The organism is Streptomyces sp. V4I23 (assembly GCF_030817975.1).
Taxonomy (GTDB): Bacteria; Actinomycetota; Actinomycetes; order Streptomycetales; family Streptomycetaceae; genus Streptomyces.
The window spans coordinates 7,792,160-7,818,454 of the sequence record NZ_JAUSZW010000004.1 but is presented as its reverse complement, the minus strand read 5'-3'; the positions used below and the strand labels follow the sequence as shown (position 1 = coordinate 7,818,454).

Annotated in this window: 26 protein-coding genes; 11 read left to right on the top strand and 15 right to left on the bottom strand. The window is 68.4% G+C overall.

Annotated elements, in window-relative coordinates; genetic code table 11:
* Window positions 1-78: 78 nt before the first annotated feature.
* The 6 genes from QFZ82_RS38045 to QFZ82_RS38020 all read right to left on the bottom strand — a co-directional run bounded on the left by QFZ82_RS38045 (window position 79) and on the right by QFZ82_RS38020 (window position 3,135).
* On the bottom strand, window positions 79-285 hold the full coding sequence (locus QFZ82_RS38045) for a hypothetical protein (RefSeq protein ID WP_307717447.1): 207 nt from the start codon (window positions 283-285) through the stop codon (window positions 79-81).
* Window positions 286-287: 2 nt separating this feature from the next.
* Window positions 288-542 carry a hypothetical protein gene (locus QFZ82_RS38040; RefSeq protein WP_307717446.1) on the bottom strand — a complete coding sequence of 85 codons (255 nt, stop codon included), beginning with the start codon at window positions 540-542 and terminating at the stop codon, window positions 288-290.
* 89 nt (window positions 543-631) lie between these two features.
* Window positions 632-880 carry a hypothetical protein gene (locus tag QFZ82_RS38035; RefSeq protein ID WP_307717445.1) on the bottom strand — a complete coding sequence of 83 codons (249 nt, stop codon included), beginning with the start codon at window positions 878-880 and terminating at the stop codon, window positions 632-634.
* A gap of 123 nt (window positions 881-1,003) precedes the next feature.
* Window positions 1,004-1,573 (bottom strand): hypothetical protein, encoded by a 570-nt coding sequence (locus QFZ82_RS38030; protein WP_307717444.1) that lies wholly within the window; start codon window positions 1,571-1,573, stop codon window positions 1,004-1,006.
* Between the two features lie 106 nt (window positions 1,574-1,679).
* Window positions 1,680-2,492, bottom strand: a complete 813-nt coding sequence (locus QFZ82_RS38025) for a DUF4097 family beta strand repeat-containing protein (RefSeq protein WP_307717443.1) — start codon at window positions 2,490-2,492, stop codon at window positions 1,680-1,682.
* Between the two features lie 184 nt (window positions 2,493-2,676).
* Entirely contained in the window at window positions 2,677-3,135 is a 459-nt protein-coding gene (locus tag QFZ82_RS38020; RefSeq protein ID WP_307717442.1) for a hypothetical protein, read from the bottom strand.
* Window positions 3,136-3,222: 87 nt separating this feature from the next.
* Here QFZ82_RS38020 and QFZ82_RS38015 point away from each other — a divergent pair, with 87 nt between their 5' ends.
* The 6 genes from QFZ82_RS38015 to QFZ82_RS37990 all read left to right on the top strand — a co-directional run bounded on the left by QFZ82_RS38015 (window position 3,223) and on the right by QFZ82_RS37990 (window position 6,295).
* A complete protein-coding gene (locus QFZ82_RS38015) occupies window positions 3,223-3,804 on the top strand; it encodes a hypothetical protein (protein ID WP_307717441.1) in 582 nt (193 codons plus the stop codon).
* An 85-nt stretch (window positions 3,805-3,889) separates the two neighbouring features.
* Window positions 3,890-4,309 (top strand): hypothetical protein, encoded by a 420-nt coding sequence (locus QFZ82_RS38010; RefSeq protein ID WP_307717440.1) that lies wholly within the window; start codon window positions 3,890-3,892, stop codon window positions 4,307-4,309.
* A 54-nt stretch (window positions 4,310-4,363) separates the two neighbouring features.
* Window positions 4,364-4,756: a hypothetical protein gene (locus QFZ82_RS38005; RefSeq protein WP_307717439.1), complete on the top strand. Its 393-nt coding sequence runs from the start codon at window positions 4,364-4,366 to the stop codon at window positions 4,754-4,756.
* Window positions 4,757-4,824: 68 nt separating this feature from the next.
* Window positions 4,825-5,757: a hypothetical protein gene (locus QFZ82_RS38000; protein ID WP_307717438.1), complete on the top strand. Its 933-nt coding sequence runs from the start codon at window positions 4,825-4,827 to the stop codon at window positions 5,755-5,757.
* Window positions 5,754-6,005: a hypothetical protein gene (locus QFZ82_RS37995; RefSeq protein ID WP_307717437.1), complete on the top strand. Its 252-nt coding sequence runs from the start codon at window positions 5,754-5,756 to the stop codon at window positions 6,003-6,005. The genes QFZ82_RS38000 and QFZ82_RS37995 overlap by 4 nt, the downstream gene beginning before the upstream one ends.
* A complete protein-coding gene (locus tag QFZ82_RS37990; RefSeq protein WP_307717436.1) occupies window positions 6,002-6,295 on the top strand; it encodes a hypothetical protein in 294 nt (97 codons plus the stop codon). Before QFZ82_RS37995 ends, QFZ82_RS37990 begins: the two co-directional genes overlap by 4 nt.
* Window positions 6,296-7,161: 866 nt before the next feature.
* On the opposite strand, the gene QFZ82_RS37985 is transcribed toward QFZ82_RS37990, so the two are convergent.
* The 5 genes from QFZ82_RS37985 to QFZ82_RS37965 all read right to left on the bottom strand — a co-directional run bounded on the left by QFZ82_RS37985 (window position 7,162) and on the right by QFZ82_RS37965 (window position 17,335).
* Window positions 7,162-8,025, bottom strand: coding sequence for an FKBP-type peptidyl-prolyl cis-trans isomerase (locus QFZ82_RS37985; protein WP_307717435.1), 864 nt, complete (start codon window positions 8,023-8,025; stop codon window positions 7,162-7,164).
* A gap of 634 nt (window positions 8,026-8,659) precedes the next feature.
* Entirely contained in the window at window positions 8,660-8,800 is a 141-nt protein-coding gene (locus tag QFZ82_RS37980) for a hypothetical protein (RefSeq protein WP_307717434.1), read from the bottom strand.
* Between the two features lie 269 nt (window positions 8,801-9,069).
* Entirely contained in the window at window positions 9,070-10,446 is a 1,377-nt protein-coding gene (locus QFZ82_RS37975) for an IS1380 family transposase (RefSeq protein WP_307711945.1), read from the bottom strand.
* A gap of 203 nt (window positions 10,447-10,649) precedes the next feature.
* On the bottom strand, window positions 10,650-11,159 hold the full coding sequence (locus QFZ82_RS37970; RefSeq protein WP_307717433.1) for a hypothetical protein: 510 nt from the start codon (window positions 11,157-11,159) through the stop codon (window positions 10,650-10,652).
* 14 nt (window positions 11,160-11,173) lie between these two features.
* Window positions 11,174-17,335, bottom strand: coding sequence for a DNRLRE domain-containing protein (locus tag QFZ82_RS37965; protein ID WP_307717432.1), 6,162 nt, complete (start codon window positions 17,333-17,335; stop codon window positions 11,174-11,176).
* A 1,217-nt stretch (window positions 17,336-18,552) separates the two neighbouring features.
* On the opposite strand from QFZ82_RS37965, the gene QFZ82_RS37960 reads away from it, so the two are divergent.
* The 4 genes from QFZ82_RS37960 to QFZ82_RS37950 all read left to right on the top strand — a co-directional run bounded on the left by QFZ82_RS37960 (window position 18,553) and on the right by QFZ82_RS37950 (window position 22,499).
* Window positions 18,553-18,843, top strand: a complete 291-nt coding sequence (locus QFZ82_RS37960; RefSeq protein ID WP_307717431.1) for a hypothetical protein — start codon at window positions 18,553-18,555, stop codon at window positions 18,841-18,843.
* A 118-nt stretch (window positions 18,844-18,961) separates the two neighbouring features.
* Window positions 18,962-20,062: a DEAD/DEAH box helicase family protein gene (locus QFZ82_RS39915; protein WP_373429385.1), complete on the top strand. Its 1,101-nt coding sequence runs from the start codon at window positions 18,962-18,964 to the stop codon at window positions 20,060-20,062.
* Entirely contained in the window at window positions 19,951-21,438 is a 1,488-nt protein-coding gene (locus QFZ82_RS39910) for a Helicase associated domain protein (RefSeq protein ID WP_373429384.1), read from the top strand. Before QFZ82_RS39915 ends, QFZ82_RS39910 begins: the two co-directional genes overlap by 112 nt.
* Entirely contained in the window at window positions 21,435-22,499 is a 1,065-nt protein-coding gene (locus QFZ82_RS37950) for a transposase (RefSeq protein WP_307717430.1), read from the top strand. The genes QFZ82_RS39910 and QFZ82_RS37950 overlap by 4 nt, the downstream gene beginning before the upstream one ends.
* Before the next feature lie 104 nt (window positions 22,500-22,603).
* Here QFZ82_RS37950 and QFZ82_RS37945 read toward each other — a convergent pair whose 3' ends face one another.
* Window positions 22,604-23,101 (bottom strand): Pycsar system effector family protein, encoded by a 498-nt coding sequence (locus QFZ82_RS37945; RefSeq protein WP_307717429.1) that lies wholly within the window; start codon window positions 23,099-23,101, stop codon window positions 22,604-22,606.
* A complete protein-coding gene (locus QFZ82_RS37940; protein WP_307717428.1) occupies window positions 23,085-24,332 on the bottom strand; it encodes an adenylate/guanylate cyclase domain-containing protein in 1,248 nt (415 codons plus the stop codon). Before QFZ82_RS37940 ends, QFZ82_RS37945 begins: the two co-directional genes overlap by 17 nt.
* Before the next feature lie 156 nt (window positions 24,333-24,488).
* Between QFZ82_RS37940 and QFZ82_RS37935 the strand changes: the two genes are divergently transcribed.
* Window positions 24,489-25,232, top strand: a complete 744-nt coding sequence (locus QFZ82_RS37935; RefSeq protein ID WP_307717427.1) for a TetR/AcrR family transcriptional regulator — start codon at window positions 24,489-24,491, stop codon at window positions 25,230-25,232.
* A 54-nt stretch (window positions 25,233-25,286) separates the two neighbouring features.
* Here QFZ82_RS37935 and QFZ82_RS37930 read toward each other — a convergent pair whose 3' ends face one another.
* Window positions 25,287-25,541, bottom strand: coding sequence for a hypothetical protein (locus QFZ82_RS37930; RefSeq protein ID WP_307717426.1), 255 nt, complete (start codon window positions 25,539-25,541; stop codon window positions 25,287-25,289).
* 226 nt (window positions 25,542-25,767) lie between these two features.
* Window positions 25,768-26,199, bottom strand: coding sequence for a transposase (locus QFZ82_RS37925; protein ID WP_307717971.1), 432 nt, complete (start codon window positions 26,197-26,199; stop codon window positions 25,768-25,770).
* Window positions 26,200-26,295 lie beyond the last annotated feature (96 nt).

Below are 26,295 nucleotides of genomic sequence, written 5' to 3'. Positions count from 1 at the left end.
GGGTCGGGCGAGGTCCGCGAGGCGGGCGGCTGAGTGGCGGGCGACCTGGCGGCCGGCCCCGGGAGGAGGGAGGGGTTGTCAGCGCGGCTGTCGCCGGCCGGTCTTGCGCAGCTCGTGGGTGTGGCACAGGACGGGGCCGCTGAAGAGGCTGATCCCGTTCACCGTCCACCTGCCTGCGGTGAGCGGGCCCGGTGGGACCTCGTCCACGATCCGGCCGGTCCTGCCGGCCGCGCGGGGGTCGTCCTCGCAGGAGGTAATCCGCACCTCGTCACCTGCCTGGAACATCGTCACTCTCCTGATCCGCCGTTGACGGTGAAAGAGGCGTAGGTGCCGGACGGGTAGATGTAGTTGGACAGTGCGCCCTCTGCCGCGACGGCGGCGGCGCCGAGTCCGGCGATGGCTACGGCGGCGGTGCTGTGGTCGGCGGCCGTGGCGGCGAGCAGGGAGGCGGCCTGGGTGGCGCGGCGGGCGCCGGCGGGCGAGCCGTCGGGGTTCGTCATCGCGTCGTACGCGGCGGAGCGGAGGCGCTCACGCAGAGCCATGGCTTACTCCTCGTACTGGTCGGGTCGGGAGGTTCGGGGGCGGCCGGCTGAGTTTTGGCGACCTGGCGGCCGGCCCCGGGGTGGGTGCGTTAGCTGTACTTCTTGGTCTGCTTGAGGATGTAGTCGCGGGTGACGCCGAGGACTTCGACGGCGTCGGTGCGCGCACCGTGGTAGGCGCCGTCCAGCTCGGTCTTGACCGTCTTCCACATCTCGGCTTCTGCGGCCTCGCGGACCTTCTCGGTCTCTTCGAAGATCTTGTCTCGCTTGGCCTTGGCGGCGGCGAGCGTCTTCTTCAGGTCCTCGCGGGCCTTGGCGATGTCGTCGGATCGGGGGGTCATGGTTCTGCTCCTCGCGGTGATGAGGGACGATGGTTCCGGCCCCCTGCTCCGGTTGGAGCGGGTTGGGAGGCCCGGGGGCGGCGGGCTGAGTTTGGCGACCTGGCCGCCGCCCCCGGGGCGTAGCTACTTCCCGCCGCCCTCGAGGGCGGCGATCTCGTCGTGGCCGTAGCCGATGTTCTCGTCGGCGTTGCGCAGGTGCAGGACGGCGGCGAGCAGCCGCTGGTTCTCGTCCTCGTCGCCGCGGGCCGCGTATCCGGCGGTCAGGTTCCGCAGCGTGTAGAGCAGTTCGGGCAGCAGGTTGCTGGCACGGAAACTGTCCAGGACGTCGTCGATGTCGGCGTCGCCGTTGTCGATGTCGGCGCGCAGCTGGGTCAGGCCCTCGGCGATCTCATACGCGATGTCGCCGTCCCAGCGGTCGGGGTCGATCAGGTCGATGACGTACTCGGCGACGGTGTCGGCCGTGGTCTTGATGCCGAGGAGGGCGACGGCGTACAGCAGGACCGTCCAGTCGTTGGCGGTGGTGAGCCAGGCCGGGCCGGTGTGGGTGAGCCACAGGCCGACCATGACCAGGAGGGTGGCGCTGGCGGCCGGATCGGTAAGCCGACGCGCTCGCTTCAGGGCGCGGACGGTGAGACGGCGGGCGGTGCCGGCGGTCGGGCGAGACTGGCCGGCTTCGGCGGAGATGTGTGCCACGTGCTGCTCCTTCGGTGGCGTCGTGCTGCGGGCTGCGGGTCGGGAGGCCCGGGGGCGGCCGGCCTGAGTGTTGGCGACCTGGCGGCCGCCCCCGGGGCGGTGGGCGTTACCAGACGCGGCCGTTGTGGGTGGAGGTCTTGAGGTCCAGGTGGCTAGCTCCCCGGACGTGGATGTTGCCGTTGTGGGTACGGGCGGAGAGCCTGCCGCTGGAGGCCGGGGTGGCGCTGATCGTGACGTCGCCGTTGTGGGTGCGGGCGGAGCCGCGCTGGCCGTTGTAGGCACCGATGGTGATGGAGCCGTTGTGGGTGCTGGCCTCCATGTCGGTGTCGACGCGGTCGACCAGGACGGAGCCGTTGTGGGTCTCGGCCTCCAGACTCTGGACGCCGGCGGCATGGACGGAGCCGTTGCGGGCGTCGAGCCGCAGGTTCTTCAGGTCACCGCGGACGGTGGTCTCGGCGTTCTTCGTGTTGACCGAGAGGGAGGATCCGGCCGGAAGGGTGACGTCGATGGTGATGGTGCCGCTGCCGGCGACGACGGTGCCCTGGTCGGCGACGACGCGGCCGCCGGAGACGATCCTGCGGCCGCCGATGGTGATGTCGCCGCCGCTGATGACCACCACGCCGCTGCTGCTGCCGATGACCACGTTGTTGCCGCCGAAGCTGAAGACGCTGCCCCCGGCGTTGAACACCGTGCCGCTGTTGGTCTCGTCGGAGACGATCACGCGGAGCGTGGCCCCGTTCTCGGTGAAGGTGGTGCTCGCGACAGCCTCGGCGATCGGGCCTTCGGTGTCGGTGGTGTGGACGGTGACCTTGGCGTGAGTGGCCTTCGGGTCGACCGTGATGCTGATGCGGCCGCCTGAGACCTTGACGTCCGGCTCGATGGCTCCGGCGTGGGCGGCGGTGCGGTTCTGCTGCGTCACTTCTGCTTCCCCTCGTTGGGTTGTGCGGGTTGGAAGGCCCGGGGCGGCCGGCTGAGTTGGCGACCTGGCGGCCGCCCTGGGTGCTTGCGACACCTCAATAACGCAGACTTCGAGTATTCATTTCAAGAGTATGCATACATTGAGTTCGGGTTTCTTATGTTCTGGCTGGTCACACGACTACCGGTTAGCCCGATCGGGTGCTGCCCCCACGGGTGACGCTGGCGATGGGGGCGTTGTTCGTACCGGCGAAGTGCACACCGCTGGAGTTGCGGGAGGCAGCCGAGCTGACCGCGTCCCGGACGGCGGCGGCCTGGTCGGCGGTGAGCGGGCCACCGCTGCCGGCGGGGGAGTTGACGCGGATGGGCCGGTTATTGTCCCCGTCGACCGTGACGCCCTGGCCGGTGACGGGGGTGCGACCGCCGCTGTTTCCCGTCGTCTTGCCGCCGGCGCCCGGGCGGGCGCGGCGCGGCGGGGTGTTGCCTTTCCGGGCTCGTTCGGCCTTGCGCTCGGCGGCGGGGCCTGCGCACTCGGTGCAGCCGATGCTGATGCCGGGTGCGGTGATGCGGCCGCTGTCCTCGCAGACCAGGCAGGCCGGGCCCTTTGCGGGGGCGGAAGCTTCGAGGAGGGGCTCGAACTGGCACAACGGAAGATGGCGATCCAGTCTCCCAACGGGGACGCTTACGCGTCGTTCTAGGTACCTGAAATGTCTGTGGTTCGAGGGAGTGACCGAATGAGTGTCGACCGTGCCAGCGTTCGTGTGCCGGTGCCTGGGGACTTCGCAGCGCAGCCCTTCAGCAGTCAACTGGTTGATGAGGCACTGCGGTTCGTCCAGGCTCGTCTTGCTCCTCATCTGCGGGAAGCACCGGCTACCGATGCGGAACGGATGGCTTCTGTCCTTTTCCATCAGGCTGAGTTCGCCGCGGCGCACACTCGGATCAATCTCCGAGCGGTGGGGCTCGTCGAGGCCGAGATGACGTGGCGGACGCTGGCAGACATCGCCCGCATGTGGGCCGATCATCCGGACTACCGGCAAGACTTCGGCCGGATGTATGCCGAGTTTCCAGCACCGGCCACCACCCACGCGCTGATCCGTCTACAGCCCGGCGAGTGTGACTGCGAGGAGGAGATCGCCCAGCACCGAAATGTTCTGGTCTCCTTGGCAGAGTGGGACCTTCCTCATTGGCAGCTCCTGGTCGAGCAGCGGCGGCTCATCGCAAGCAGTCTGTACGAACCGCTCCCAGATGGCGGTTTTGCCCAAGTTTGGTACTTGATTTCCGCCCGGCGAGCACGCAGGCGCCGCCCCCGGACGTGACCGCCAGAAGCCGCCGTCCCGGGACTTGCTCACCACACTCCAAATCTGCCAGACTTTGCAGCCTAAAGTTCAGAGTGGAGGTTGCGTGCGGAAGATTGAGATCGACGATGAGGTGTTCGCCTATCTGCAGCGACACAGCGAGCCGCTCGTCGACACCCCCAACGACGTGCTGCGCCGCGAGCTCCTCGGCAAGAAGAAGCCGGACGCAGAGCAGGCCCGTGGCCCGGGGGCGTTGATGTTCATCATCGAGGCCGGCCTAGTAGCGCCTGGCGACAAGTTGCAGCATCACCAGCCCCGCCGACAGCGGACCCATGAGGCCACCGTCACCGCTGACGGATGGGTGGAGATCCCTGATGGGCGGACCTTCGCTCAGCCCTCCCCCGCGCTCAAGGCCCAGACGGGGAGCGACATCAACGGCTGGGGCCAGTACGTTCACCTCCCCAGTGGTCGCCGCTTGCAGGAACTCCGCGAAGAGGGGCAGAGCCATAAGCCGCAGAGCTACTGACCGAACGGCTCCGGCCGCCCAAGGCGGGGCCTCCACTGGAACTACCAGCTGCAGATGGACAGCAAGGCATACAACGCCGGCCTCGCCGAGCTCCGCGAGATCCGTAATGAGATCAAGCCGCTCGAGCGGCAGCTGGCGAAGCTGCAAGCCGAGCGCGACAAGCGGATCTTGGAGCTGGGCGCATACGAGAAGGCGAAGGCGGATCGTCTCGCGACGTCCGCCGGCCTGTCGGTGATCGACGTCGTCGCTCTGGTGCCCTCTCTCGGGCCCCAAGAGCCTGTCAGCATGCCTGCAGAGGCCGCGACGACCGATTCCCGCCAGCGGAGATCACGCGGAGCCGCAGACGGCCGCACAGCCGATCAAGGAACCGGCAGGCGCTCCGGCGTCTGCCCTGCGCCCCGCAGCACAGTCCACCGCGGCCGCCGACGAGGCTGGCCGGCACACTGACAGCAGCGAGGACCAGGAGCTGGCGGCCGCCCTCCCCCACCCCGGCGCCGGTGCCGGTGCTGGCGCCGATGGCACCGACCGGGGAGCAGGAGCGGACGCTGCCGTCGATTCCCGCGGGTGCGGAGGGTGACCGCTGGATCTATGCCGAGCCGAACCTGACCTCGAAACGGCCCAACTTCAAGCAGGCCACGCGGCAGATGGCCTTCCTGGACACCGCGACCGGGGTGCTGGTGTGGCAGGGCGGCACGGTCACCCTGGACCTGGGGCGCGCGAGCGTGGCGGAGATCCTGACCGCCGTGTACGCGTCGGTCCCCGCGGACGTGGAGCGCATCTACATCACCGCCGGCGACCCTTGGCACCAGAGCGCCGGGCGCCACCAGTTCCTCAAGGACGCCGTGGCCGAGTGGTTGAACGGGCCGCTGCCGGAGGGCTGGCAGGTGGAGTCCTCGCGCGGCAAGGACCGGCAGGCCGGGCACCTGGTCCACCCCCGCAACCCGGTGGGCCGCTGGCAGCGCGGCAAGGACCAGCACACCGAAATCCGCAGCGTGGGTGAGTGGTTCGACCCGGCCGGCGCCGGCCCGGCCACCGTGCGCGCCGCCTTCGTCGAGCTGTGGAAGGCGCTGCGCCGGCACTGGGACGATGTCGTGCTGATGGGCTCGCCGTCGCAGACGGGCCGGGACCTGTGGTCGCGGACCATCCCCGCCAAGGCCGGCGCGAAGTGGGCGGACGGCTACCCGGTCATGTCGCAGGAGATCCGCGGCCTGCTGCACGCCACCGCCGGGCAGGGCCGCACCGAGCTGATCACCCCGCCGCGTGTGCCGGAGCGGGTGCCCGGCTGGTTCGAGATGGACCGTACGTTCGCCTACGCCAAGCACACCTGGACCTCCGGCGTCGGCGTGCCGCAGAGGGTGACGTCGGCCGCGTTAGCGGCCATGAGCGAGAAGGAGCAGGCAGTACTGCAGGCTCTCGGCCGGCAGGCCCTGGAGGCGGAGGAGCTGTGAACGCTGAGGTGGCGTGGGGCGGCCGGTGGGAGCACGCGGAGTGCGGGGCGTCCGGGGATGCGGTGTGGGACGACGAGGACACCGCGTCGTCCGGGCACGACTGCGACCGTGGCGGAGTGGTGACCTGGAGCGCCGAGTGGGAGTGTCACGGCTGCGGCGCCGGCGGCGTTGACCAGTTCGATGACGACACCACGAAGTACGCCGATCACGAGTGCGTCGGCGACGAGGACGATGAGGTGGCGGCGTGACGCCGCGCAGGAGGCGGAGCGTCGGCGGACGTGGCCGCCGTGCCCAGCGCAATGAGGCCGCGCGGCTCACCGACCAGCTGATCGCGGAGGGCTTCAGCAAGAAGCAGGTCGGCGAGATCCTCGGCCGCAACCCGAGCCTGGTCAGCCAGTTCTTCACCAAGAACAAGGGCGCCAGCTTCGTGGAGGCCCTGCGAGCCGTTGTTCAGGAGGGTCCAGGCCGGCGGCCCGCGCGATATGGAGAGCCTGAAGGCCCTGGCCGCGGGACATGTGCGGCCGCGCCTGAACCGTGAGGGCTACAAGGCCCGGGTGCGCGGCAAGAACCACTGCCGGGCGGAGAAGGTCGTGAAGGACCAGAAGGGCCGCCCCGTGATCGGCCCTGACGGGAAGCCGGTGAAGGCCTGGAGCTTGTCCCTGGCCAAGGCCGGTAGGCAGCACATCGCCTCCGGCGCCCTCCCGACTGCGGCCGGTGGTGGAAGAAGCGGCCAGGAACCACGGAAAGATCGCTTTTACCGTGCGGGCGAAGAAGAGAGCGTTCACGCACGACGCCGGCCGTCTGGCCGACTCCCCCCGGGGTCCGACGTCATGTCGTCCAGCGCCCCGACAGCACCGAGGAAAGAGCCTACGGCCAGAACCTTGGCGGTCCCGGCTCCGGAGAGCAGGGCTTCGACGCCGTCCAGTCCAAGGCCCTGGTCGACGCCGCTGGCGGCGACGTCGCCGCCGCGGTACGCAACTGGCTCGTCATGACCGGACGCCTCGACCCCGACGCCCCCATCGTCGGCCTGGAGATCCGCGCGTGGAAGGAGAACCGCTAGACCAACGCTGACTGCCGCGGGCGCCTCGCGGCGGTCGCGTTCCCGGTCAGGGTCGGCAAGAGTACGTTCAAACACGACGCCAGCCGGGCCGCTGAGGGCCGTTCACGAGTGCGTCTGGCATGCAGCGAAAGCGCCGCCTGAAGATCGCTTCCCGATTCGGCGGAGATCGTTTCCCTGCCCGGGGTTGGTTCCACCCCGCCCCGTAGCTGCCGCACGCTGGGGCAGTGAGGTGGCGGAGGCGCTGCCCGGAGTTGTGGTTCCGCGCAGCGCCTCTGCCGTCAGAGCCGAGGGATCGCCCTTGACCAGGCAGTCCTCGTGGCACACGTCGGCACTCGCGTTCGGCCCTACGCTGCCGCCAGGATGTCGACGACGAAGACAAGAGTGGACTTGGCTGGGACCCTCTTTTGGGGCTGGGCCCCGTAGGCAAGGCCCGGGGGAACGACGAGCAGCATCCTGCTGCCTACCTTCGCCCCGACCAGGGACCGGTCCAGTCCTGTGATGAGGTTGCCGCGGCCAATGACGACGGGTGTGGGCCCCTGGGACCAGGAGGAGTCGAAGAGCGTGGCCTCCTCCTTGCCGCGATTGGTGCCCCACACGGCAGCGGCGTGCCGGAAGACCACCGTCTGGCCGGCCGTGACCGGGGGGCCGGAGCCGTTGATCAGCGCCTTGGAGACCAGGCTCTTTGGCGGGGCTGTGTCGGGCACGGCGATCGCGACGGCCGAGTGGTCGGCGTTCACCTGGGGCAGCGCCTCAGGCACGTCCTGCTGCTGCCCGGGGACAGTGGACTTCGCCCCGATGACTTTTGTGATGTCGACGGCGAAGACGACGGTATCGGTGCCCAAGACGCCGAGCTGGGCGTTGCCGGTAGTGCCGTAGGCGGCAGCGGGCGGAGCCACGACCAGGATCCGGCTGCCGGCTCGCTGTCCGAGGACGGCGCGGTCCAGGGCGGGAATTACCGCTCCCTGGCCGACGGGGAACACCGTGGGGGCGCTGCCCTTATCGTAGGTGCTGGGCAGCGTCGTGCCGCGCTTCCAGGTCTTGGCCGTGTAGTCAGCGATCACGATGTCGCTCTTACGGGCTTTCCGGCCTTGGCCCGGCAAGGTGGTGGTGAGGACGAACTTCCCGCTGGGCTCGGCCTTCGGGATGGTGATGGCGCCTTTCCGCCCGAACTCCCCGGACACGACGGGCAGTACCGTGTCGGTCGTCACGGCGGCTGGCACGGCCTGCCGGGACACGGACACCGTCGGTGCAGGCAGCGGCCGATGGCTGCCCTCGGGGGCAGAAGTAGAGCTACTGCAGCCAGCCACCAGAATGGATGCAATGAGGAGCGTTGCGACTCGACGCATGAAGTTCCTTGATGTGGAGAAGAAGGCGGCGCCTGCCGAATGGACAGCGGGCTGCATTGCCGACGAGACAGGTTAGCGGCGGGGCTGACCGCGATTAAGATCATGCATTTGGCGGCTTGCGGTCCCGGCGCCGAGGGCTGTTGCGCCCCACCATATGCCCCATAGAAGAGTCGGATCCTCAGCGATCCCGGACAGTTTGACGATGAAGGAAATCATGGCCCCGGTCGCAGAAAGTGCTGCGATGACGAACAGTGCACGAAGATTCAACTTGCGCCTCATTGATAACCATTCGTTTAAACGTGTGAGACGGAGTCCCCGGAGGCGGGGGTCCAGACGATGGCCTGGGTGTTGACGAACTGGAATACAAGAGGACGGACATCCTGGTCATGGGTGCGGTGACGCGATGAGGGGCAGTTCCATCGCCCGCCGGTAAGACTGCAGCTCGTCTGCTCTCTGCGGACGCCGGGCACTGGGTTCCAGTGCCCGGCGTCGGCTCTTACAGAGGCAGGTCCAGCCGCTTCCTCCGGCGCCGCTCACCCAGCGCAGTGAGGGTGACCAGGGCCGAAAACACTGCGAAGGAGATCAGGATGTCGCTCAACGCGTGGTAGCCCACAAGGGTCACGAAGACCAGCGTCACGATCGTTCCTGCGGCCAGTCCTGCCAAGAAGGGGTGGCGCGCACACCACCGCTGCGTCGTCTCACGAATTCGAGTACGTGCCATTTACCAGCGTCCTCGGTTCTAACCTCGATCTTTCGTGACGGCTTGCCGGTTCATCTGGTGGGCCGTTTCAGCTTGTTGGGTGGGGTGCGGGCAGGCCAGTGGCCCGGCTGTCGCGTCGGGTGGGCGCCGGGTTCCACTGCTCCGGCGTGCGGGTTCTGGTCGTGGGGGTGGGTTGTCGCTGCTGGTCAGCCAGGGTTCGGGAGGGCCTGCAGTCGTTCGATCGCGTCGGTGATCACGTCGGTCCAGGGCCAGTGCGTCGCGAATTTCAGGTGCCGGCGGCGGGCTGTGGTGACGAGCTGGGCGGCGGCGGAGAACAGGCGGAGCCGCAGGCGGCGGGGCTCCCAGAGCCGGGCCCGGCCGGTCAGGGCGAGCATCGGCATCCAGGCGAGCAGGTCCAGGGCGAGCTGGACGATCTCCAGCCAGATCTGGTTCTGCGCGGTGTCGTGGAGGGGCAGGTTGCGCAGGCCGGTGGCACGGGCTCCTCGAATGCGGTCCTCGGCTCTCGCCCGCTGGCGGTGGCGCAGTTCGAGGGCGGCGATCGCCGTGCCGGTGGTGTTGGTGGCGAAGCAGGTCAGCCGCAGTCCGTCGGCGTCGGTGAAGCGCAACTGGGCGCCGGGGTGCGGACGTTCTTTGCGGACGATCAGCCGCATTCCCTTCGGCCAGCCCTTGAGGCAGTCGCCGTCGAGCTCGGCGACCCAGGCGCCGTCACGGATCTCTCCGTCGGGTTCGGTGGCGGCGGTCCAGGCCGAGGCGGGAACCTTCAGGACGGCGTGGTGGATCTGCTCGGTGATGGTCATGCCGACCGAGTACGACAGCCACCTGCCGCGCCTGGCCAGCCAGGCCACGAACTCGTGGGTGCCGCCGCCGGAATCGGTCCGGATCAGTGTCTGACGCCCGCTCCGGTACTTCTTCGGCAGCTGGGCCAGGGCGAGTTGGGCGGTGGTGATGTGGTCGACGGCGGTGTTGCTGCCCGCGTTGCCGGGCCGCAGCAAGCCCGCGACCGGCTCCCCGCTGCCGCCTCGGCCGTGGTCGACGAAGGCCATCAGCGGGTGGTGTCCGAACGTCTTCTTCCAGGTAGCGGCGGCGTCCTGTTTCTCGGAGTGGGCCAGCACGAGCACCCCGTCGATGTCCACGATCACCTGTCCGCCGGCATCCGGTCCCGCTTCCCCGGCCAACTTCCAGACACGGTCGCGGACATGGGCCCGTGCGGAGCGGATCGCCGCCAGGGCCTTCGGCCCGGCCGAGGCGAGGACATCGATGAGGCGGGAGACGGTGGGATCGGAGGCCACCGGACCGAACACGGCCGGCTCGGCCCGCAGCATGCCCACATCGGCCAGACAGTCCCCGCCGAGCGCGACCGCCAGGGCCACATCCAGCAGAATCTTCCCCGGATCGTGCACCGCCCGCGACTTGCACCACGGCGCCAGAGCCGCCGATATCGCCTGGTCCAGCCCGGTCTTACGGGCCGTCTCCACCAGCAGGACGCCTCCCGCCTGCGAGACCACCGCCCGGCCACCACCCTCGACACGGACACGTGGGTAGGACCCGATACGCTTCTTCACCTGGGAAGTGCCTCCGACGTTGGCAGGAACAAGGACCTCGACAATCCTCATTCTTGCTGGTCAGAGGCACTTTTCGTTTGTCTGACCACCCGTCGGACACCAGGCTTCATGAAAGCGCGAGGCTAAGGAAACTGCCGACGGCAGTGGCCCCTGGCCGACGGCTGAGGGTGGTGTCGGCCAGGGGCTCTTGCTGTCGGCCCGACTCACGTCAGGAGCGTAACCTCGCGTACCGCGCCCCCAAGAGCCTTGTCTTTTGACGAGACTCCGCCGCGCAGCAGATCGATCCAAACTCCCTCGTGGCGGATGTGGAACTCCGCCGTGCCGCCGAGCAGACGTCGGCGGCGCGACACGCGGATGTCGCGGGACATCTCGCGCATGAAGGCTGCCTTCATCTCTTCGATGGAGAGGGCGTGACTCCGAAACGACTCGAAGGTGAAGGGTTCGCCGAGATCGCCGCCCCAGCCGATCGAGAAGGAATCCTCGGTCAGCAGAACGCGGAGCGCGATGTCACGATCCCAGCTGATCGACATGGTGATCTCCAGATTGCTCTGGCCCTCAAGTGCGGTGCCGAGATACCAGAGAGCCTCGTCCTGGACGATTCCGGGAGGATCGGCTTCGGCGAGGACACCGTCGATCGCGTCGAGGAGTTCCCGCTCGCGGACCGTTGGCTCTTCCCTGGCATTCAGCCTGTCGTCGGTGTGTAGGTAGGTCATGAGCTATGGCTTCCTCAGAACAGGGTGAAGTGTCGCGGCTTGTTGCGCCATCTCCAACCGAAGCGGAATGTCGGCCTTCCCGCAAAGCGGTTCCAGTTCCAGCCGATCTTCATGCGGCGAGCATTGTGGTTCCACCTGCCGGAGGCCTGACCGGCGCGCCACGTTCCCCTCGCACGGCCGTAGTTGGCAACGCTGAGGTTGCCGTAGCGGTAGCTCATGCCACCCCAGCGGCCGGACTGCAGTGCCCGGCTGGCAAACCGGGCACTCTTCGCCAGCCGGTATGCCCGCCATGCCGTGTACCCGAAGCGCGCTGCGGCGACGAACTGACCGCCTGGTACGAACATCGCGGCGGTGGCCGCGATGCCCCACTTGTTGCGCCAGGCCCAGCGGCCAACCTTGTGGTACCAGGCCCTGCCGTCAAGGTCGTACTGGTTGATGGGGTCGCCGGGGTATCCGTAGGCGTTGGCACCGCCTCCGTAGACGGGGTCTGTCTGGAGGAACCGGCCGGTGGTGGGGTTGTAGAGGCGGACGCCCATGAGGGTGAGGCCGGTGAGGGTCTCAGCCGACCGCTGCTTGGCGCCAAGCCAGTTGTAGCGGGCGGCTGCCTGCCCGGTGCGGGGGTTGCCGTATTCGTCGCTGTCCAGGGCGACGGGGGCTTTGGTGGTGTCCAGGGGAAGCTGGAGTGCCACATCACCGTGGATGGTGGTGAGCTGGAGGACGGTGTCGCCACTCTTGCTCGTGGTAGCGGCGAGGTCACCGCCGATGGACTCCACATTGCGGGTCAGGTCGCCGCTGGCGGTGTCCTCGACGATCCAGCGAGGGTTGTCGCCGTCACTGTCGTAGTGGTTGCGCTTGGAGGCGGTCTGCGTCCAGGTACCGGAGGTCTCGGTTTCGACCGTCCAGGAGCGGAAGCGCAGGTTCGCGTCGAGCTGCCAGGTCTGACGCTTACCGTTCGCGGTCTGCTGGTAGGCGAGGTCGTTGGCGTAGTAGCCGAGCGTGCTGCCGGGCAGGGCGGTGGTGCGGCCGAATGCGTCGTAGGTGTAGCCGGTGTCGGCGAGGCGGTCGGCGCTGTCGTAGGTGTGGCTGGTGGTGGTGCCTCCCGTGGTGGGGCAGGCCGCGCCGGTGGTGCCGACCGCGGAGGTCAGGGACGTGCGGTTGGTGCGCTGATCGAAGCCGTAGCTTCGGCGGGTGCACACGTCGCTGACAGTGTCGTCGACGGTGGTCAGGCGGCCGGTGTTGTCGTAGCGGTAGCTCTGGTCGGACCAGCCGGTGTGGGCGGTCACTTGGCCGTGGATGGACTCGGTGACTGTGTCGGAGGCGAGGATCTCGCCGTCGCTGTCGCGGGTGTAGAGACGCGATGTCGGCGCGCCTGTGGTGTCCTCGGTGGTGGTGAGGGTGTAGCCGCCGGGCAGCTTCTCGGTAGCGACCGAGCCGTCCGTGTCGTAGGTGGTGGTGAAGGCACCGGCGATGGAGTCGGTGGTCTTCGTGGCCAGGCCGCGTGGTTCGGCGGTGTGGTCGTAGGTGTAGGTGACGGTGGAGGGGACGGTGTCGGTGGCCTTGACCGGGCGGTCGAGCAGGTCGTACTCGGTCGTGGTGGTGCCGCCGTCGGCGTCGGTGTAGGAGATCTGGCGGCCGAGCTTGTCGTATGCCTTGGTGATCGTCCCGCCGCTCGGCGAGATTGTCTTGATCACCTTGCCGGTGTCCGTGGCGTATTCGGTGGTGGACTCGGGCACCGCCTGGCCGAGACCGCCGGTGACCGTGACCTTCGTCGGGCGGCCCGCCGCGTCGTAGGTCGTGGTGGTGGTGCGGGTGACGCCGTTCGCGGTGTCGGTGGCCTTGGTGGGGTTGCCCCACTGGTCGTACTCGGTAGTGGACGTGGGCAGCTGGCTCGGGTTGGTGCCGCCGCCGGTGATGGCGCCGGCCGAGCCGGCGGAGCAGACCAGGTCAGCCCACTCCGGGCGGCCGGCACAGGTGCCCGTACCGGTCGCGGACCAGTACGTGGTCACCCTCGTGGCCGCGTCCGTGCCGGTCGCCCCGGGGAGCAGCTGCTTGGTGATGCGGCCCTGGGAGTCGTACTCGGTCGTCGTGGTCAGGGCCAGGCCGCCGGGGTCCTGGATGCTCCTGACCGGCAGGCCCTTGCCCCAGTCGTAGTCGGTCTGGGTGGCGCGGGTCTCGGCGTGGATGGCCGAGAAGTCCAGCACCTGGGCACCGGTGGTGCTCTTGGTGACCTGGTTCTCGACCGTTGCCGTACCGTTGGTCGGGCGACCGCTGTCGTACTCGTTGACCGTCCAGGTGCGAGCGGCCACGGAGGAACCGGCCTGCAGCAGCGTCGTGCTGCCGGAGACCAGATCCTTGGTCAGCTCCACTCGGCGCAGCGGGCCGAACTCCTCCAGCTCCCGGGTTCCGGTGGCGTTGTAGACCGAGCGGGTGGAGAGCAGGTCGGCACGTTCGGCGCTGGAGTACTGAGTGATGCCGAGGCTGGTCTGGACCGCAGTGTCGGCCGCGGTGAGGCCCAGAGCGATCGCGCGGTTGCCGGCGCTGAGTTCCCGGACGGTGTTGCCCAACCGGTCGTACTCGGTGGTGGTGATGTGGCTACCGGGAGTGATGCTGTTGACCTCGCGGCCGGAGGCATCGGTGTAGGTGATGGTGGCACGCTTGTAGTCTGCGGCCGTCAGGCTGGAACCGGCGTGGCCAGCCGGAGTGACATCCGCAGGGAAGACGGCGGTGGCGTCGGCGGGGACATCGAACTGGCCCCATGCCTTCACGTCCGCCGCGCCCATCGCGTACGGGGCGTTGGCGCCGGTCAACGGGACGTCGTAGACGACGCTCGTGGCCGCGGTGCCCTCGGTGATGTCGGCGCTGCCCTGCTGCAGGCCGGGGCGTGATGCCTTGAGGAGCATGCCCGCGCCGGCAGTGGCCGCATTGCCGGCCGTGCCGTAGGTGAAGGTCCACGGCAGCTCGCCGGGCGGGGTCAGCGTGGTGACCCCGCCTGCGGTGTCGTAGTCATAGGCGGTCTTCAGCGCCGGGGAAATCCGCGGGTCCCACACCTCACGCAGACGGCCGGAGTCGTCGTAGGCGTAGGCAGCTATGGAGAACGCGGTGGAGCTGGTCGCCCCCGGGGCGGTGGACCACAGGCGGACCTGCTGGACCCGGCCGGCATAGTCGCCAAAGGACGTGGCGGTGGCAGTGGTAGAGGCCGCGTAGACGAACTCCAGCATCCGGCAGCCCTTGGTCGACGGCGTCGTCTCGCAGGTCGAGGCGGACACCGCGGTGGTAGGGGCGATGACCCACTTCGGCCGGGCCACGGTCTTGCCGTCCACCGTGGTCGTCTGGGAAACCACCTTGGTGGTGGAGTTGCTCGTCGGCAGGTAGGTCGACGAGACCGTCCAAGTGGTCACAGCGGCGTCGACCTTGGTGAAGGTCGTGGTGGTGCCCTCGGTGTCCTTCAGCGTGAACGACCCGGTCAGTGAGCCCGTCAGGATCAGGTCCTCTGCACCGGGCTCAGGCGTCCAGCCGCCCCCGGCGGCTGCGGTGAATCCGGTCTCCTCACCGTCGACATCGACCAGAGCGACCGAGGTCGCCGACGTCTGCTTCACATACACCCAGTCGGACTCGGTGAGTTCCGCGACCGTGCCGGAGGTCCACTGCGGACCGAAGATCGGCGCCTGGCCCTCCTGCTTCGCTCCTGCATCAGGGCGGCGTGAGGAGGCGGTACGCGTGACGCTCATGTCGAATGCGGAGGCGTCGGACTCTGAGAGGGTGTAGTCCCCGGTCAGCAGGTTCGCCGAACCAGGACCGACCTCCTCGGACGGTGCGGTGCCGGCGTCACGGTCGACGGTGACGGTCACCGGCTGGGAGTAGCCGGTGGTGGTGCCGTCGGTGAAGGCAGCCCGCACATCAATCGGGCCGTCCTCGGCGAAGGTGGTGGTGACGTTCCACACCAAGGCGGGCGGCGCGCCGTTGGGTGCAGCCAGCGGCCAAGCGGTGACGGCCGAGCCGTCGGAGTTCTTGGTGACGTCGGCCAGCGGCACGTTGGCCCAGGCATCGGTCTCGCCGCGCCGGTACTGGTAGGTCACCCCAGTGTAGGTGGGCTTGCCCGTGGCGGAGAGCGCCACCCGGCGTGCGGGTCGGTCGCCGTCACCGGGGGTGAGGATGGCGGCTCCGTCGGCGCCGATACCGAACTTGTACTCGGTCGTGCTGGCGGAGATGTTGCCGCCGGAGTCGACGGTCTTGGCGTAGAGGGTGTGCCATCCGTCGGCCGGATTGATGGTCACGGTCTTAGGGTCGCCGCCGTTGCCGTCGACTGTGTCGTCGATCCGGTTGGGGGTGTTGGGATCGTTCAACCCCCAGTAGTAGCCCTGCCCGTCGGTGGAGGTGGTGTCCAATGTGCACTGCGCACCGTTGGCGGCCTTGGCGGTCCAGGTGTCCTTCGTGTAGGGGTCGCAGACGATGCTGGGGGCGGCGGGCTTGGCGGTGTTGAGAACGAACGCGGTGTAACCGGTCCATGATCCGTACAGGGAGCCGTCGTAGCCGCGGACCCGGTACCGCAGATGCGTACCCGAGGGGAAGGCACTGGTCGAGGGGATGGTCAGCGAGGCGGTCGAGCCCGAGGCCACACTGCCGCTGAGCGCGGTGTAGGTGTAGGTGGTGTCGTTGTAGGCGGGGTCCGGGGTGACCTCGAACTGGGCCTTGACCGTCCCGCCGTCCGCATCACTCACTTTGGCCGACATGGTCGGGGTCAGTGAGGTCACATACCGCTTGGCGTTGTACGCGTTCACCGCGCTCGGCGTGATCGCCTGCGCGGTCGGCACGGCCGGGTAGGAGTTGTAGGTCACGGTCAGCGACGGCTCAACATTGGGGTCGTGGGCGCCGTCGACGTAGTTCGCCGAACGGTACCGCCGCCAAGTGAGAGTGTCGGTCTCGCTGACTGCCGCCAGGCGGACGCCGTAGTTGGGCTGGCCGTCCGCCCACGCCTGCACGACCGCATCCACATCCCACGAGACCAGACCCGCGGGGCAGGAGGAGTTGTAGCCCTTGGCCGCGGTCGAGGTCACCGCACCCGTGGTAGTCGTCGACGGCTGCGCGGACCAGGAGATCGCGGACGGATCCCAGTCCGAGGTGATCCGCCGCACCTGCACACCCGACCCCGTGGTGGAGCAGGTGGAGGAGTAGTACGAGTACAGGCGCAGATCAGTGTCCACGATCTTCTTGCCCGTGTACTGGGCCACGTCGAACTTCAGGAACGAGCGGGCTTTTTGCACCCCGTCGTAGGTGCCCGCCTTCAGCTCCGTCGACCCGCGCTGGCTGGTCGGGTAGGCGTCGTACTGGATCCAGGTGTCCGTGGTCGGACCCGCCAGGGTGTTCGTCGGGTCGACCACCACCGGATAGGTCACATCCGGGTCGGACAGGAACGTGGCGCTGGGCTTGAGCACGAGCGTCTGCCGGCCGTCGGCGGCCGTCTCCACGGTCGTGGTGACGACCTGGGCGTTCTCCGGCTCCTTCGACTTCGCATCCTGCGTCCCGTCCCACATCAGCGGCGGCGGAGCGGCAGCGACCTGCTTGCCCTTGGTGTCCTCCCAGCGCAGCCGCTCATCGGGCGTCTCGGCAAGAGTGAGGCCCTTGGCCGTCACGGGCAGGCGGAACTCCACCGGCCCGCTCGGCCGCTCGCGCAGCACCACCGAGTGGGAGAAGCCCTCTGGCAGCGCGGAGACGACCACGTCTCCGCCAGGGACCGCGTTCGGGTAGGTGGCCATGTTGCCCTTGAGTACCGGCTTGGGCAGAGCGCCGTCCCAGGCCACGCCGAAGGTCTTCTCGCCGCGGGTGACCTGCGCCAGCGGTGCCGTGCTGCCGCCGGCGGAGAAGGCAATGTCCGCGGCCGCGGCCTTGGGCAGCACCTTGCCGTCCACCTCGGACAGCGTCACGTCCACCGGCTGCCACGCGCCATGGGAGTCCTTCACCCGGATCGGACCGGTGAAGGACTGCACCGTCACCGTCCCGTCTGGATTTGCCCAGCTCGTCGTCGAATCCGTCCGCGCGTCCAGGATCTCGATCGGCCGCTTCTGCAGCCGGGCCATCACCTGCGCCGACGCCTCGTCGTCGGCCTGGGCAGGGCCGAGGTTCGCCGGCGTCTCGGCCTGGGCCGACTGCGACTCAGCGCCAACAGCCGCGCCTTCCATCACCGTTACGGACAAAAGCAGAGCGAGCCCGCCCGCTATATAGCGGAGACTCCTCCCGCTCCAGATCCGCCCTCGCTCCTCCGGAGCAGGCAGATGATCGCGATTCATCCTGAATTCTCACCCTTATTGAGAAGTAACAAGCATGACCAACGCGGAAGGTATCCAGAGAGAAAAGATCAAATAAGCAGGCAGAGAGCGCCATACCGGGCAACTTCAGCGGACAGTCAGATATGTGATCCTGGTCACACTTTCCCTATTGTGGGGACCAAAACAGGCCGCGCTGATATAGCCCGACTATCCAACTCCCGCCAGACTTGGTGGCGTTCGAGGGACGCATTACTCATTCGGCGATGAGAACGGGGCCCGCCCCAGCGGATGCCTGCCCGAGAACGGATGCGCACTCCGGCGGCGCCATGTGCTCCGCATGTCGCGATGGCGGACAGTCGCATGTCGACGGTTGCAGCTGAGGTGCGGGAACGGTTCGGGCGCGGCCTGGCCCTGGCCGGTCAGGACAACCCGGGTCGGGTCGTCCCGCGTGAGCGCGACCTCGCGGGCGGCTGACTCATCGACAGGATCCCCGCTACTCACTCGATGCTGACTACCAGGTAATGGCTCGCAGGAGCACTTGGACCGAGGCCAATGACCTGGACCCGAACAGGCACGTATTCCTACCCGCCGCCAGCGGCACCGACGTCCTCGGCGTCCTCGGGTTCTTCGACACCCTGGCCGAAGGCACGACGCGATCGGCGCGCTGTACGACGCTCCGGCTCAATCCGCCAAATTGGAAGAGCCGTCCGAGGCCCCCCGACCTGGCGGACCCGCAAGGGCGTCACCGCTCCCTTCGCCGTGTACGTCAAGCAGTCCGACGGCCGCATCTGGCCCGCTGGCGACCGGCGCACGCCCACCGGCCAGCCCGCACCGTCGTCCGACTCGAGATGCGCCACGGCCTCCGCTACGGCCACACCGCCGACGGCCGCGAGATCAGCTTCTCCGGGGGTCGCGACCAAGTGCTGGGTCCTGGCCGACCTCGCCGTCTGACTCACCCCAGCGGGCGGCCCGCCCGGGCTGCCCGCCCAACTGCCGGGAGCACACCCTCCATGACGAGCACCCCACCCTCCCCCGAAATCGCCTACGCCGCAGCGCCCGCGCTGCACCTGGAGGCCGACGAGCTGATGCGGCTGCGGCGGGCCCAGGCGATCGGCAATCGCGAGTGACTGTTGCGGCACGCCGCGCTCGGCGACCGGCAGACCCTGGGCGCCGACCCCGCCGACGGGAAGGTCCAGACCGCCGCCCTGCGGCCCATTCACAAGCTCATCGGCTACGACGCCGAGCACGGCACCGCGGTCCGGCCGGTCGCACCCGATGACGCCCAGTGGGCCGACTTCCCCCGCGGATACGTCCGCCAGGAGTACCTGGCCTGGCAGGACGCGAACGACGCCGACATCGCGCAGATGTCTCCGGGCCGCGGTTCGGACGGAGAGCTGTACGAGGACGGACGCCTGCTCTGACGACACCCGGCCGCCGCCCCGTCAACGGCATGCAGTCCGCAATGCCTTGGGGGAGCTGGACGGCGACCACTCCCACCTGGAAGCCTCATCCAACGCGCAGAGAGTGAGAGACACAAAGATGCTGAAGCCCCTGCGGGAGCACCAGGCCGAGGCGGTCGTCGCCACGGTGCGCGAGCTCGAGCTGCCGGCGGGCACACCGCTGCCATCGGCAGGCCTGCGGACCCAGGTCATCATGGCCACCGGCAGCGGCAAGACGCTGGTGGCCGTGCACACCGCCGAAGAGCTCACCGCCGACCGCGTCCTGGTTCTGGTCCCCTCACTCGGCCTTCTGGAACAGACCGCCCGGGCCTGGCGCGAGGGCGGCCGGCCCGGGCCGTTCTTCGGCGTCTCCTCCCTCAAGTCGGACGAGGTCGGATTCCTCAACACCACCGACCCGGACGAACTGGTCAAGCTCACCAGCAGGCCGGGCCGCACTACGGTGTTCGCGACCTACGCCTCCCTCGGCCTTGGGTTCCTGGAGAAGGCCCACACGGCGGGCCTGCCTCTCTGGAACCTGATCATCGTGGACGAGGCGCACCGGGTTTCCGGCCGGATCGGGAAGCCCTGGGCCGTCGTTCACGACAACACCCGCATCCCCGCCGAACGGCGCCTCTACATGACCGCCACACCGCGCGTGTGGCAGGCCGGAGAGGTCGACGACGACGAGCCCGGCGGCCGTCGCGGCCCGGGCGAGCTGGTCGCTTCGATGCTGAACGACCCCGAAGGCTTGTTCGGCAGGGTCGCGTTTCACCTCTCGCTGGAAGAGGCGATCGAGCGGGGCATCGTCGCCCCGTGCCAGGTGCTGGTCGTCGACGTGCAGGACCCGGCCCTGAACAGCGCGCTGCGCACCGCCGGCGACGGCTCGGAAGAGGTCCGCGGCAAGCGGCTGGGCGCGCTGCAGGCCGCTGCGCTGAAGGTGTCGGCGAAGGAAGAGCTGCGCCGCGTGCTCTCCTTCCACCAGCGGGTTGCCGAAGCCGAGGCCTTCGCCCTGGGGCTGCCCGGGAAGGCGGGCGAGCTGCACGCGAAGGACCCCGACCTGTACCCCGCCGAGACCGAGGTGTGGGCCGAGTGGCTGCACGGCGAGCACAAGCCCGCCACCGGCGCGGCGTACTCGGGAAGTTCGCCGCCGATACGACCGACGACAGCACCGAGATCAGGCTGCGGCTGGTCGCCAGCGTGAAGGTTCTCGGCGAGGGCATCGACACCCGCGAATGCGACGCCGTCATCTTCTGCGACGTCCGCGGTTCGATGCCCGACCTGGTCCAGGCCGTCGGCCGCGCGCTGCGCATGCACCCCGGCGAAGGGAAGATCGCCACGCTCGTCGTGCCCGCATTCCTCGCCCCCGGCGAGGCACCGGACGCCATGCTCACCTCCCCCGCGTACAACGGCCTGGCCAAGCTGCTCGCCGCGCTGCGTGCACACGATGCTCGCATCGAGAAGCTCGCCGACCCGGGCAACTCCCGCACCCGCGTTCCCGGGCCCCGCGACGAGACCGCCGACTTCGACGAGGACCTGGACCAGGGCGCCGACGGCGACGAGACACCGACTGTCAGCCGCCCCGCCAAGGACCTGCTGCGGTTCTCCGCGCCGCGCGACGCGCGCCAGCTGGCCGCGTTCATTGAGCTGCGCGTGCTCAACCCCGAGCGGGTGCACTGGCGACGCGGCATCCAGGCCGCCCAGCGCTACGCCACAGAGCACCAGGACATGCGCGTGCCCTACGGCTACCGCACCCCTGCCGACTGGTCCCCGGCCGACTTCCCTCTGGGTGTGTGGGTCACCGACTGCCGTCGGCACTACAACGCCGGCCGCCTGGACCCCGACCGCGCGGCCCAGCTGCAGGCCCTCGGCATGGTGTGGTCGCACTTCGACGCCAGCTTCGAAGAGGGCCTGGCCGCAGCCGCCGCCTGGGCCGACGAGCACGAAGTGGGCCTGGCCGCACCCGTGGACGCCGTCGTCGGCGAGTACCCGGTAGGGCGCTGGCTGAAGAACCAGAGGGCGGCCGCGCGCCGGGCAGCCGAGCTCGAACGCTGCCGCGCCGAGGGCCTGCCCGAGCCGGAGGGCGGCACGGCTCCCCTGACCGACGAGCGGCGCCAGGCGCTGGAAGACATCGACCCCGGCTGGTGTCCGACGTGGAGCATCGACTGGCAGCGTGCCTTCCGGCTCGCCTGGCTGCACATCAAGGTCGGCGGCGCTCTCCCCGACAAGGCCGGTGTGGCCATCGCGGACGGCGAGGACCTGGGCAAGTGGGCCGCCGCCCAGCGCGCCGGCTTTATCAGACTGACGGCGACCCAGCAGTGGATGCTCACCAGCATGCTGGACATCACCGCCGCGCCGGCCAAGCGCACCCGGGCCGAGATGTGGGCCCAGAACCTGGCCGCCGCCCGGCAGTATCACCAGCGCGAGGGGCACCTGGAAGTCCCCCGAAGCCACACCGAGCACGTCAACGGCGAGACCGTTACGGCTGGGTGCCTGGGTCAGCCAGCAGCGTGTGAAGGCCGCAAAACTGGCGCCCGAGCGGTGGAGGAGCTGGCGGCCCTCGGGATGCGGTGGTCGTGACAGGCGAGATTGCGAGCGCCGCCGTTGCGGCGGCGCTCGCCGACTGGGTGGAGTGGTGGCGCCGCTTCGGCCCGGCCTCCGGCAACGAGCCGAAGCTGGAGCACCCGTTCGGCCGCTACGTCATCACCACCTTCGTGAAGGGCACCAACATGGGCCCGTACGAGGCAGCCCGCCACATCCCCGGCGTCTCCGGCCACGAGCTGTCGTACACGGCGAACCGGCACTTCTCGCTCGTGCTGCTGAACGAGGCCATCGCCGACCTGGTGAACGCGCATGCCCGTCTCGACATCTCGCAGGCGTGGGGCGACGGCACACACATCGACACCTACCTCGACAACCTGCTCGCCGAGACGTCCGTCCGGTACGGCAAGCCGGGCGGCATCGCCTACCACTACATCTCGGACACCTATATCGCACTGTTCACGCACTTCATCCCGTGCGGGGTGTGGGAGGCCGTCTACATCATCGAGGGCCTGCTCAAGAACACCTCCGAGGTGAAGCCGACCACCGTGCACGCCGATACCCAAGGCCAGTCCCAGCCGGTGTTCGCGCTCGCGCACCTGCTGGGCTTCGACCTGATGCCCAAGATCAGGAACTGGAAGGGCCTGACCTTCTACCGGCCCAGCAGGACCACCGAGTACGTGCACATCGACGCCCTGTTCGGCGAGCCGGGCAAGAACACAATCGACTGGGACCTGATCGAGTCCCAGTTCCGCCACCTGATGCGCGTGGCCATCTCCGTGAGGGAGGGGGCGATCTCCTCGTCCATGCTGCTCAAGCGCCTGCGCTCCGGGTCGCGGAAGAACGCCACCTACACCGCCTTCCGCGAGGTCGGCCGCGTGATCCGCACCGTGCAGCTGCTGCGCTACCTCTCCGACGCGCCGCTGCGGCGCCGGGTGACCGCGGCGACCAACAAGGTCGAGGCGTTCAACGGCTTCTCCCAATGGCTCGGCTTCGGTAACCGCGGCGTCATCGCCGACAACGACCCCGTCGAGCAGGAGAAGACGATGAATTTCAACGCTCTGCTCACGAACGCGGTGTTCTCTGAACTAAGCGAGTAGGCCTTGGCGTTGGGTATGCGGGTGGTGGGCCCTCCGGCCGGGGCGACTCGACCTGCGCCGTCGGCCGATGGCGCAGGTTGGTCGTCTGGCCGGGTTCCCGCCGCTTAACTCACTGCATCGAGCAGGGTCGCCACGGCGACCAGTGAGAGCGCACAGCCCAGGAGGTCTACTGCACGGGCAATTAGCTTGTACTTCCGGGTAGCCAGTAGGGACAACTCGATGAGCTGGGTGCACCGTTCCAGTTCGGCATCCGTCGTGGTCGACAGATCGGCGACAAGGTCGGCCACCCGTCCCTGGTACTGCGCATAGTAGGCGAAGTATCCTCCTCCGCCGAGCCGGGAGACGCCGCCGGGCCGGACGCAGAAGAGTAGGTGGACGAGGCTGGCGGCCATACAGCCGATGCCCAACCAGGCGAGCCACTCGGCGCCGTTCCATAGAGCGAAAATTCCCGATTTGCGCACGGCGAAGGTGGCCACGATGGCCGCCGTAATCGCCGAGAACAGTGCGAGGAGCGTGGCCGCCTTCTGATCGGCGCGGACCAGCTCGGCGCGAACGTCAGATAGCGCGCCGGGCAGGCCCTGGAGGTCAGGCGGGTTCGCCATGGAGGACGCCGTCCCGGTCGAAGTCGGTGCCGCTGCTCCTGGCCGCGCGGTCAGCGTCGCCGTTGGCGATGAGCTGACCGGCGATCCCCTTATAGTTCCTGCACACCTCCAAGACAGCTGGGTCTCCGGGCCGTCGGTTCCCCGCCTCGGGGCCTAGGTGAACGAAGAGCGCCTGCCGGTTGCCACGTGAGTCGATGACGTCGACGAAGGAGTACCCCTTGTCGGAGAAGACTCGCTGGAAGTGTCCTTGAATGCGGTTGCCCTCTTGCACGGTGCAGCCTGCCAGCGGCTGCTTCCCCTCCTGAAGCGGAGGCAGCGGGATGAACCTGACCGAGCGTCCTTCTGTCAGGTCTCCCTCGCCGACGATGAACCGGCGGTCGACATAGTGGTCGCCGTACTCGGAATTCGTTGCGATGAAGCCGCGGCCCAGGGTGGCGTCCCAGCGCTTGACCGTGCCGTCCATTGTCGGTGCCGAAGTCTGGTGGGCCCAGGCGTTCGACGCGGACAAGGGCGGCTGTGCTGTTGTCACGGTCTGCTGCGTACCCGCGCCTCTCGTGCCCTCCTGCTTCTCGATGGCCTCGGTCAGCATCCCGTTCTTGGCTCCGGCTGGCTCCTGGCGCCAGATGACTTCGCGGTACCTGACCGGCTCGGGGAAGCCTTTGAGCCGGACTTTCTCCTCGGTCTCCGTCAGATAGTCGTCGGGGCCAAAGTCCAACTCTCGACCCAGCGTGGACGAAACCTTGAGCATGTTCGCAGAGACGACGGTCGCGCTGTCGACCCAGATGGCTTGTGGTGCGCCGGCGCTGCATAGGCGTGCGGCGCGGTCAACCACGGAGCCGACGTAGTCCAGGCCCCCGCCAGGAGCCTCGTACTCGACCACATGGCCGGTGGCGATGCCGATGGTGGCGAGGCACTCCTTGAGCGCGTTCTTGTTCTCGGTGCGCAGCATCTCCTGGATGCGGATAGCTGCGTTGATCGCATCGGCGGCGTGCTCGCTGCCGAAGGCTGCGAGAGTGCCGTCGCCAAGATATTTGACCACGGTGCCGCCGTGGGACGTGATGGCCTCCGTGGTGATGTCGAGGAACTTGCCGATGGTGGGTAGCCAGTTCACCTCTCCCGTCTTGGTCTTCATCTCCGTTGATCCGGACAGATCGGCGAAGAGGATGACCCGGTACGGGCGCTCCGGACTCCTCGACGCCTCTTGGAAGAGGCTGAAGTGATCGGTTGCCATGCGCTGAGACCCCCAGAATGATGCGCTGTAGTTTAGTGAAGACCATTAACCACATAACATGGCGTCATCGCAAGTGCCCAGCAAGGGGCCACGATCGCGGCAACTCCGTTTCGCCGGTGGACACTTGACGCCCAAGCAGGTTAAGGAGGCGAGAGGGTGCAAGGGAGTACAGAAGGAGCACAAGGGGGCGCACAGTCGCGTCGCGAGCGCCTACGGGCGGAACTCGAGCGGGATGCCAGGGCGGAAGCGCGCCGACTGACCGCCGTCCGTGGCGTCGAGGGCCTCACCCTGTCCGAAGTCGCACGCGGCGTGGGCGTCTCCCCGCCTGCGCTGTACAGGTACTTCGATGGCAGAAAGGGCCTCATCCTTGCGGTATACGAAGATCTGACGCGCGAGTTCGTCTCCCTCGTCGTTGAGGCGGCGCGCCGCGAGTCATCCGGAGACCTGGGCGCCCAGCTATACGCAGCCACCCGCACAGTCCTGGACTGGACCATCGCCCACCCCGCGGAGTTCGACCTTCTGATGGGCGCAGGGTACGCACGGTTGGCGGCATCGGAGGGCGCCCTAGACCGCTTCCTCGTCCGCGAGTTGGGCGGCGCGTTCGGCGTGATGTTCACAGAGCTGTGGCGGCAGGGAAAGTTGGACTTTCCTTCAGATGACGAGATCGATCCCGCTCTGCTTAAGCAGTTGATCGTTTACCGCGACCTAATCGGACTTGATCACCCGGCCGGTGTCGCCATGCTGATGATCACCTGCTGGCGGCAGATCTATGGGCTCCTCTGCATGGCCGTGAACCGCCATCTCGCCGCACCATTCGACGACTTTGTCCCGCTGTTCAATCGCATGATGGACGATCTCCTCGGACTGCTTGGAGTAGCTCGCGCCCCAGGACAATGCTGACCGCGTGGATAAAAGCGGGCCATTCGCGGCCAGCATGTAAGTGGAACGTCGGGGTCACGTTCGCTCATCTGGCCGGTGCTGGTGTGGAACGGCGGGAGCAGTGATCGTGGGGATGCCCAGGTCGACGACGCTGCGGCTGGCGGGGCGCCGGTCGAGTTGGGCGAGTTTCTCCTCGGCTCCGGCGAGGCTCACCTGCAGCCCTTCCACCTCGCCGAGCCATCCTTCGCGTTCGGTCTCGGCGATGCGGGCGAGGAGGTTGTCGCCGATCTCGACGAGCCGGTCACGCTGGGCGGGGTCGGGCCAGAGCATCGGGCAGCGGATGCAGGCGTGTTCGTGGATGCACGGGGTTCCGAACGCGCGGCCGCATGCGCCGATGGAGACCTTGCGCCGCTCGAAGTGGCCGAGGAACTCCTGCCATTCCTCGTCGGTGGGGACGCGGTATTCCTCGCTCGGGCGGAGGGACCGGCGACGGGCCCAGGAAGGCCATAGCGCCTGGATCGCCTCTTCGGGATAGACGGCTACTGACTTCGGCTCGTCAGGGTGACGTTGGGGTGTCGGGGGTCAGGCCGGTGCCGGCTATGAAGCCGTCGAGGGTGTCGGGCCGGTACTGAAGTCGTTTGAGCCGGTTCCGGACGAGGGCCTCAAGCCGGTCGAGGGCGACGACGGCGAGGTTGGACAGGCTGCGCTTGACGTGCGCCCATACCCACTCCACGGGGTTGAGGTCGGGCGAGTAGGCGGGGAGCAGGAACACCGTCAGCCATGTGCGCTCGGCGATCAGCTCACGCATGGCGTGGGAGACGTGGGTGTTCAGGCGGTCCCAGACCAGCACGATCGGCGCTTTGAGGAGCTGGTGGGTGCTGTCGTTCAGTGTGATGAAGTCGCGCTCGCCCATGCTGCGGCGCTTGCCTTTGCCGGTGGGGTGGGTGCGCAGGCGGTGGCACAGTCGGGTGCGGGAGCCGGGCCGCATGGCGATCAGCCCGGCCACGGACAGCCGGTCCGAGCGTCGTCCGCCCGGCGCTGACGTCCCGCAGGAGTCAGCCCACTCCCATCCGCATACCTCATA

Bases quoted from the DNA above. Each gene is read 5' to 3' on its own strand.
- QFZ82_RS38000 (WP_307717438.1), top strand. From the start codon at position 4,825: ATGGCACCGACCGGGGAGCAGGAGCGGACGCTGCCGTCGATTCCCGCG.
- QFZ82_RS37945 (WP_307717429.1), bottom strand. From the start codon at position 23,101: ATGGCGAACCCGCCTGACCTCCAGGGCCTGCCCGGCGCGCTATCTGAC.
- QFZ82_RS37970 (WP_307717433.1), bottom strand. From the start codon at position 11,159: ATGACCTACCTACACACCGACGACAGGCTGAATGCCAGGGAAGAGCCA.
- QFZ82_RS38005 (WP_307717439.1), top strand. From the start codon at position 4,364: ATGGACAGCAAGGCATACAACGCCGGCCTCGCCGAGCTCCGCGAGATC.
- QFZ82_RS38035 (WP_307717445.1), bottom strand. From the start codon at position 880: ATGACCCCCCGATCCGACGACATCGCCAAGGCCCGCGAGGACCTGAAG.
- QFZ82_RS37930 (WP_307717426.1), bottom strand. From the start codon at position 25,541: ATGCTCTGGCCCGACCCCGCCCAGCGTGACCGGCTCGTCGAGATCGGC.
- QFZ82_RS37925 (WP_307717971.1), bottom strand. From the start codon at position 26,199: ATGCGGCCCGGCTCCCGCACCCGACTGTGCCACCGCCTGCGCACCCAC.
- QFZ82_RS38045 (WP_307717447.1), bottom strand. From the start codon at position 285: ATGTTCCAGGCAGGTGACGAGGTGCGGATTACCTCCTGCGAGGACGAC.
- QFZ82_RS39915 (WP_373429385.1), top strand. From the start codon at position 18,962: ATGCTGAAGCCCCTGCGGGAGCACCAGGCCGAGGCGGTCGTCGCCACG.
- QFZ82_RS37965 (WP_307717432.1), bottom strand. From the start codon at position 17,335: ATGGAAGGCGCGGCTGTTGGCGCTGAGTCGCAGTCGGCCCAGGCCGAG.
- QFZ82_RS38040 (WP_307717446.1), bottom strand. From the start codon at position 542: ATGGCTCTGCGTGAGCGCCTCCGCTCCGCCGCGTACGACGCGATGACG.
- QFZ82_RS38015 (WP_307717441.1), top strand. From the start codon at position 3,223: ATGAGTGTCGACCGTGCCAGCGTTCGTGTGCCGGTGCCTGGGGACTTC.
- QFZ82_RS37940 (WP_307717428.1), bottom strand. From the start codon at position 24,332: ATGGCAACCGATCACTTCAGCCTCTTCCAAGAGGCGTCGAGGAGTCCG.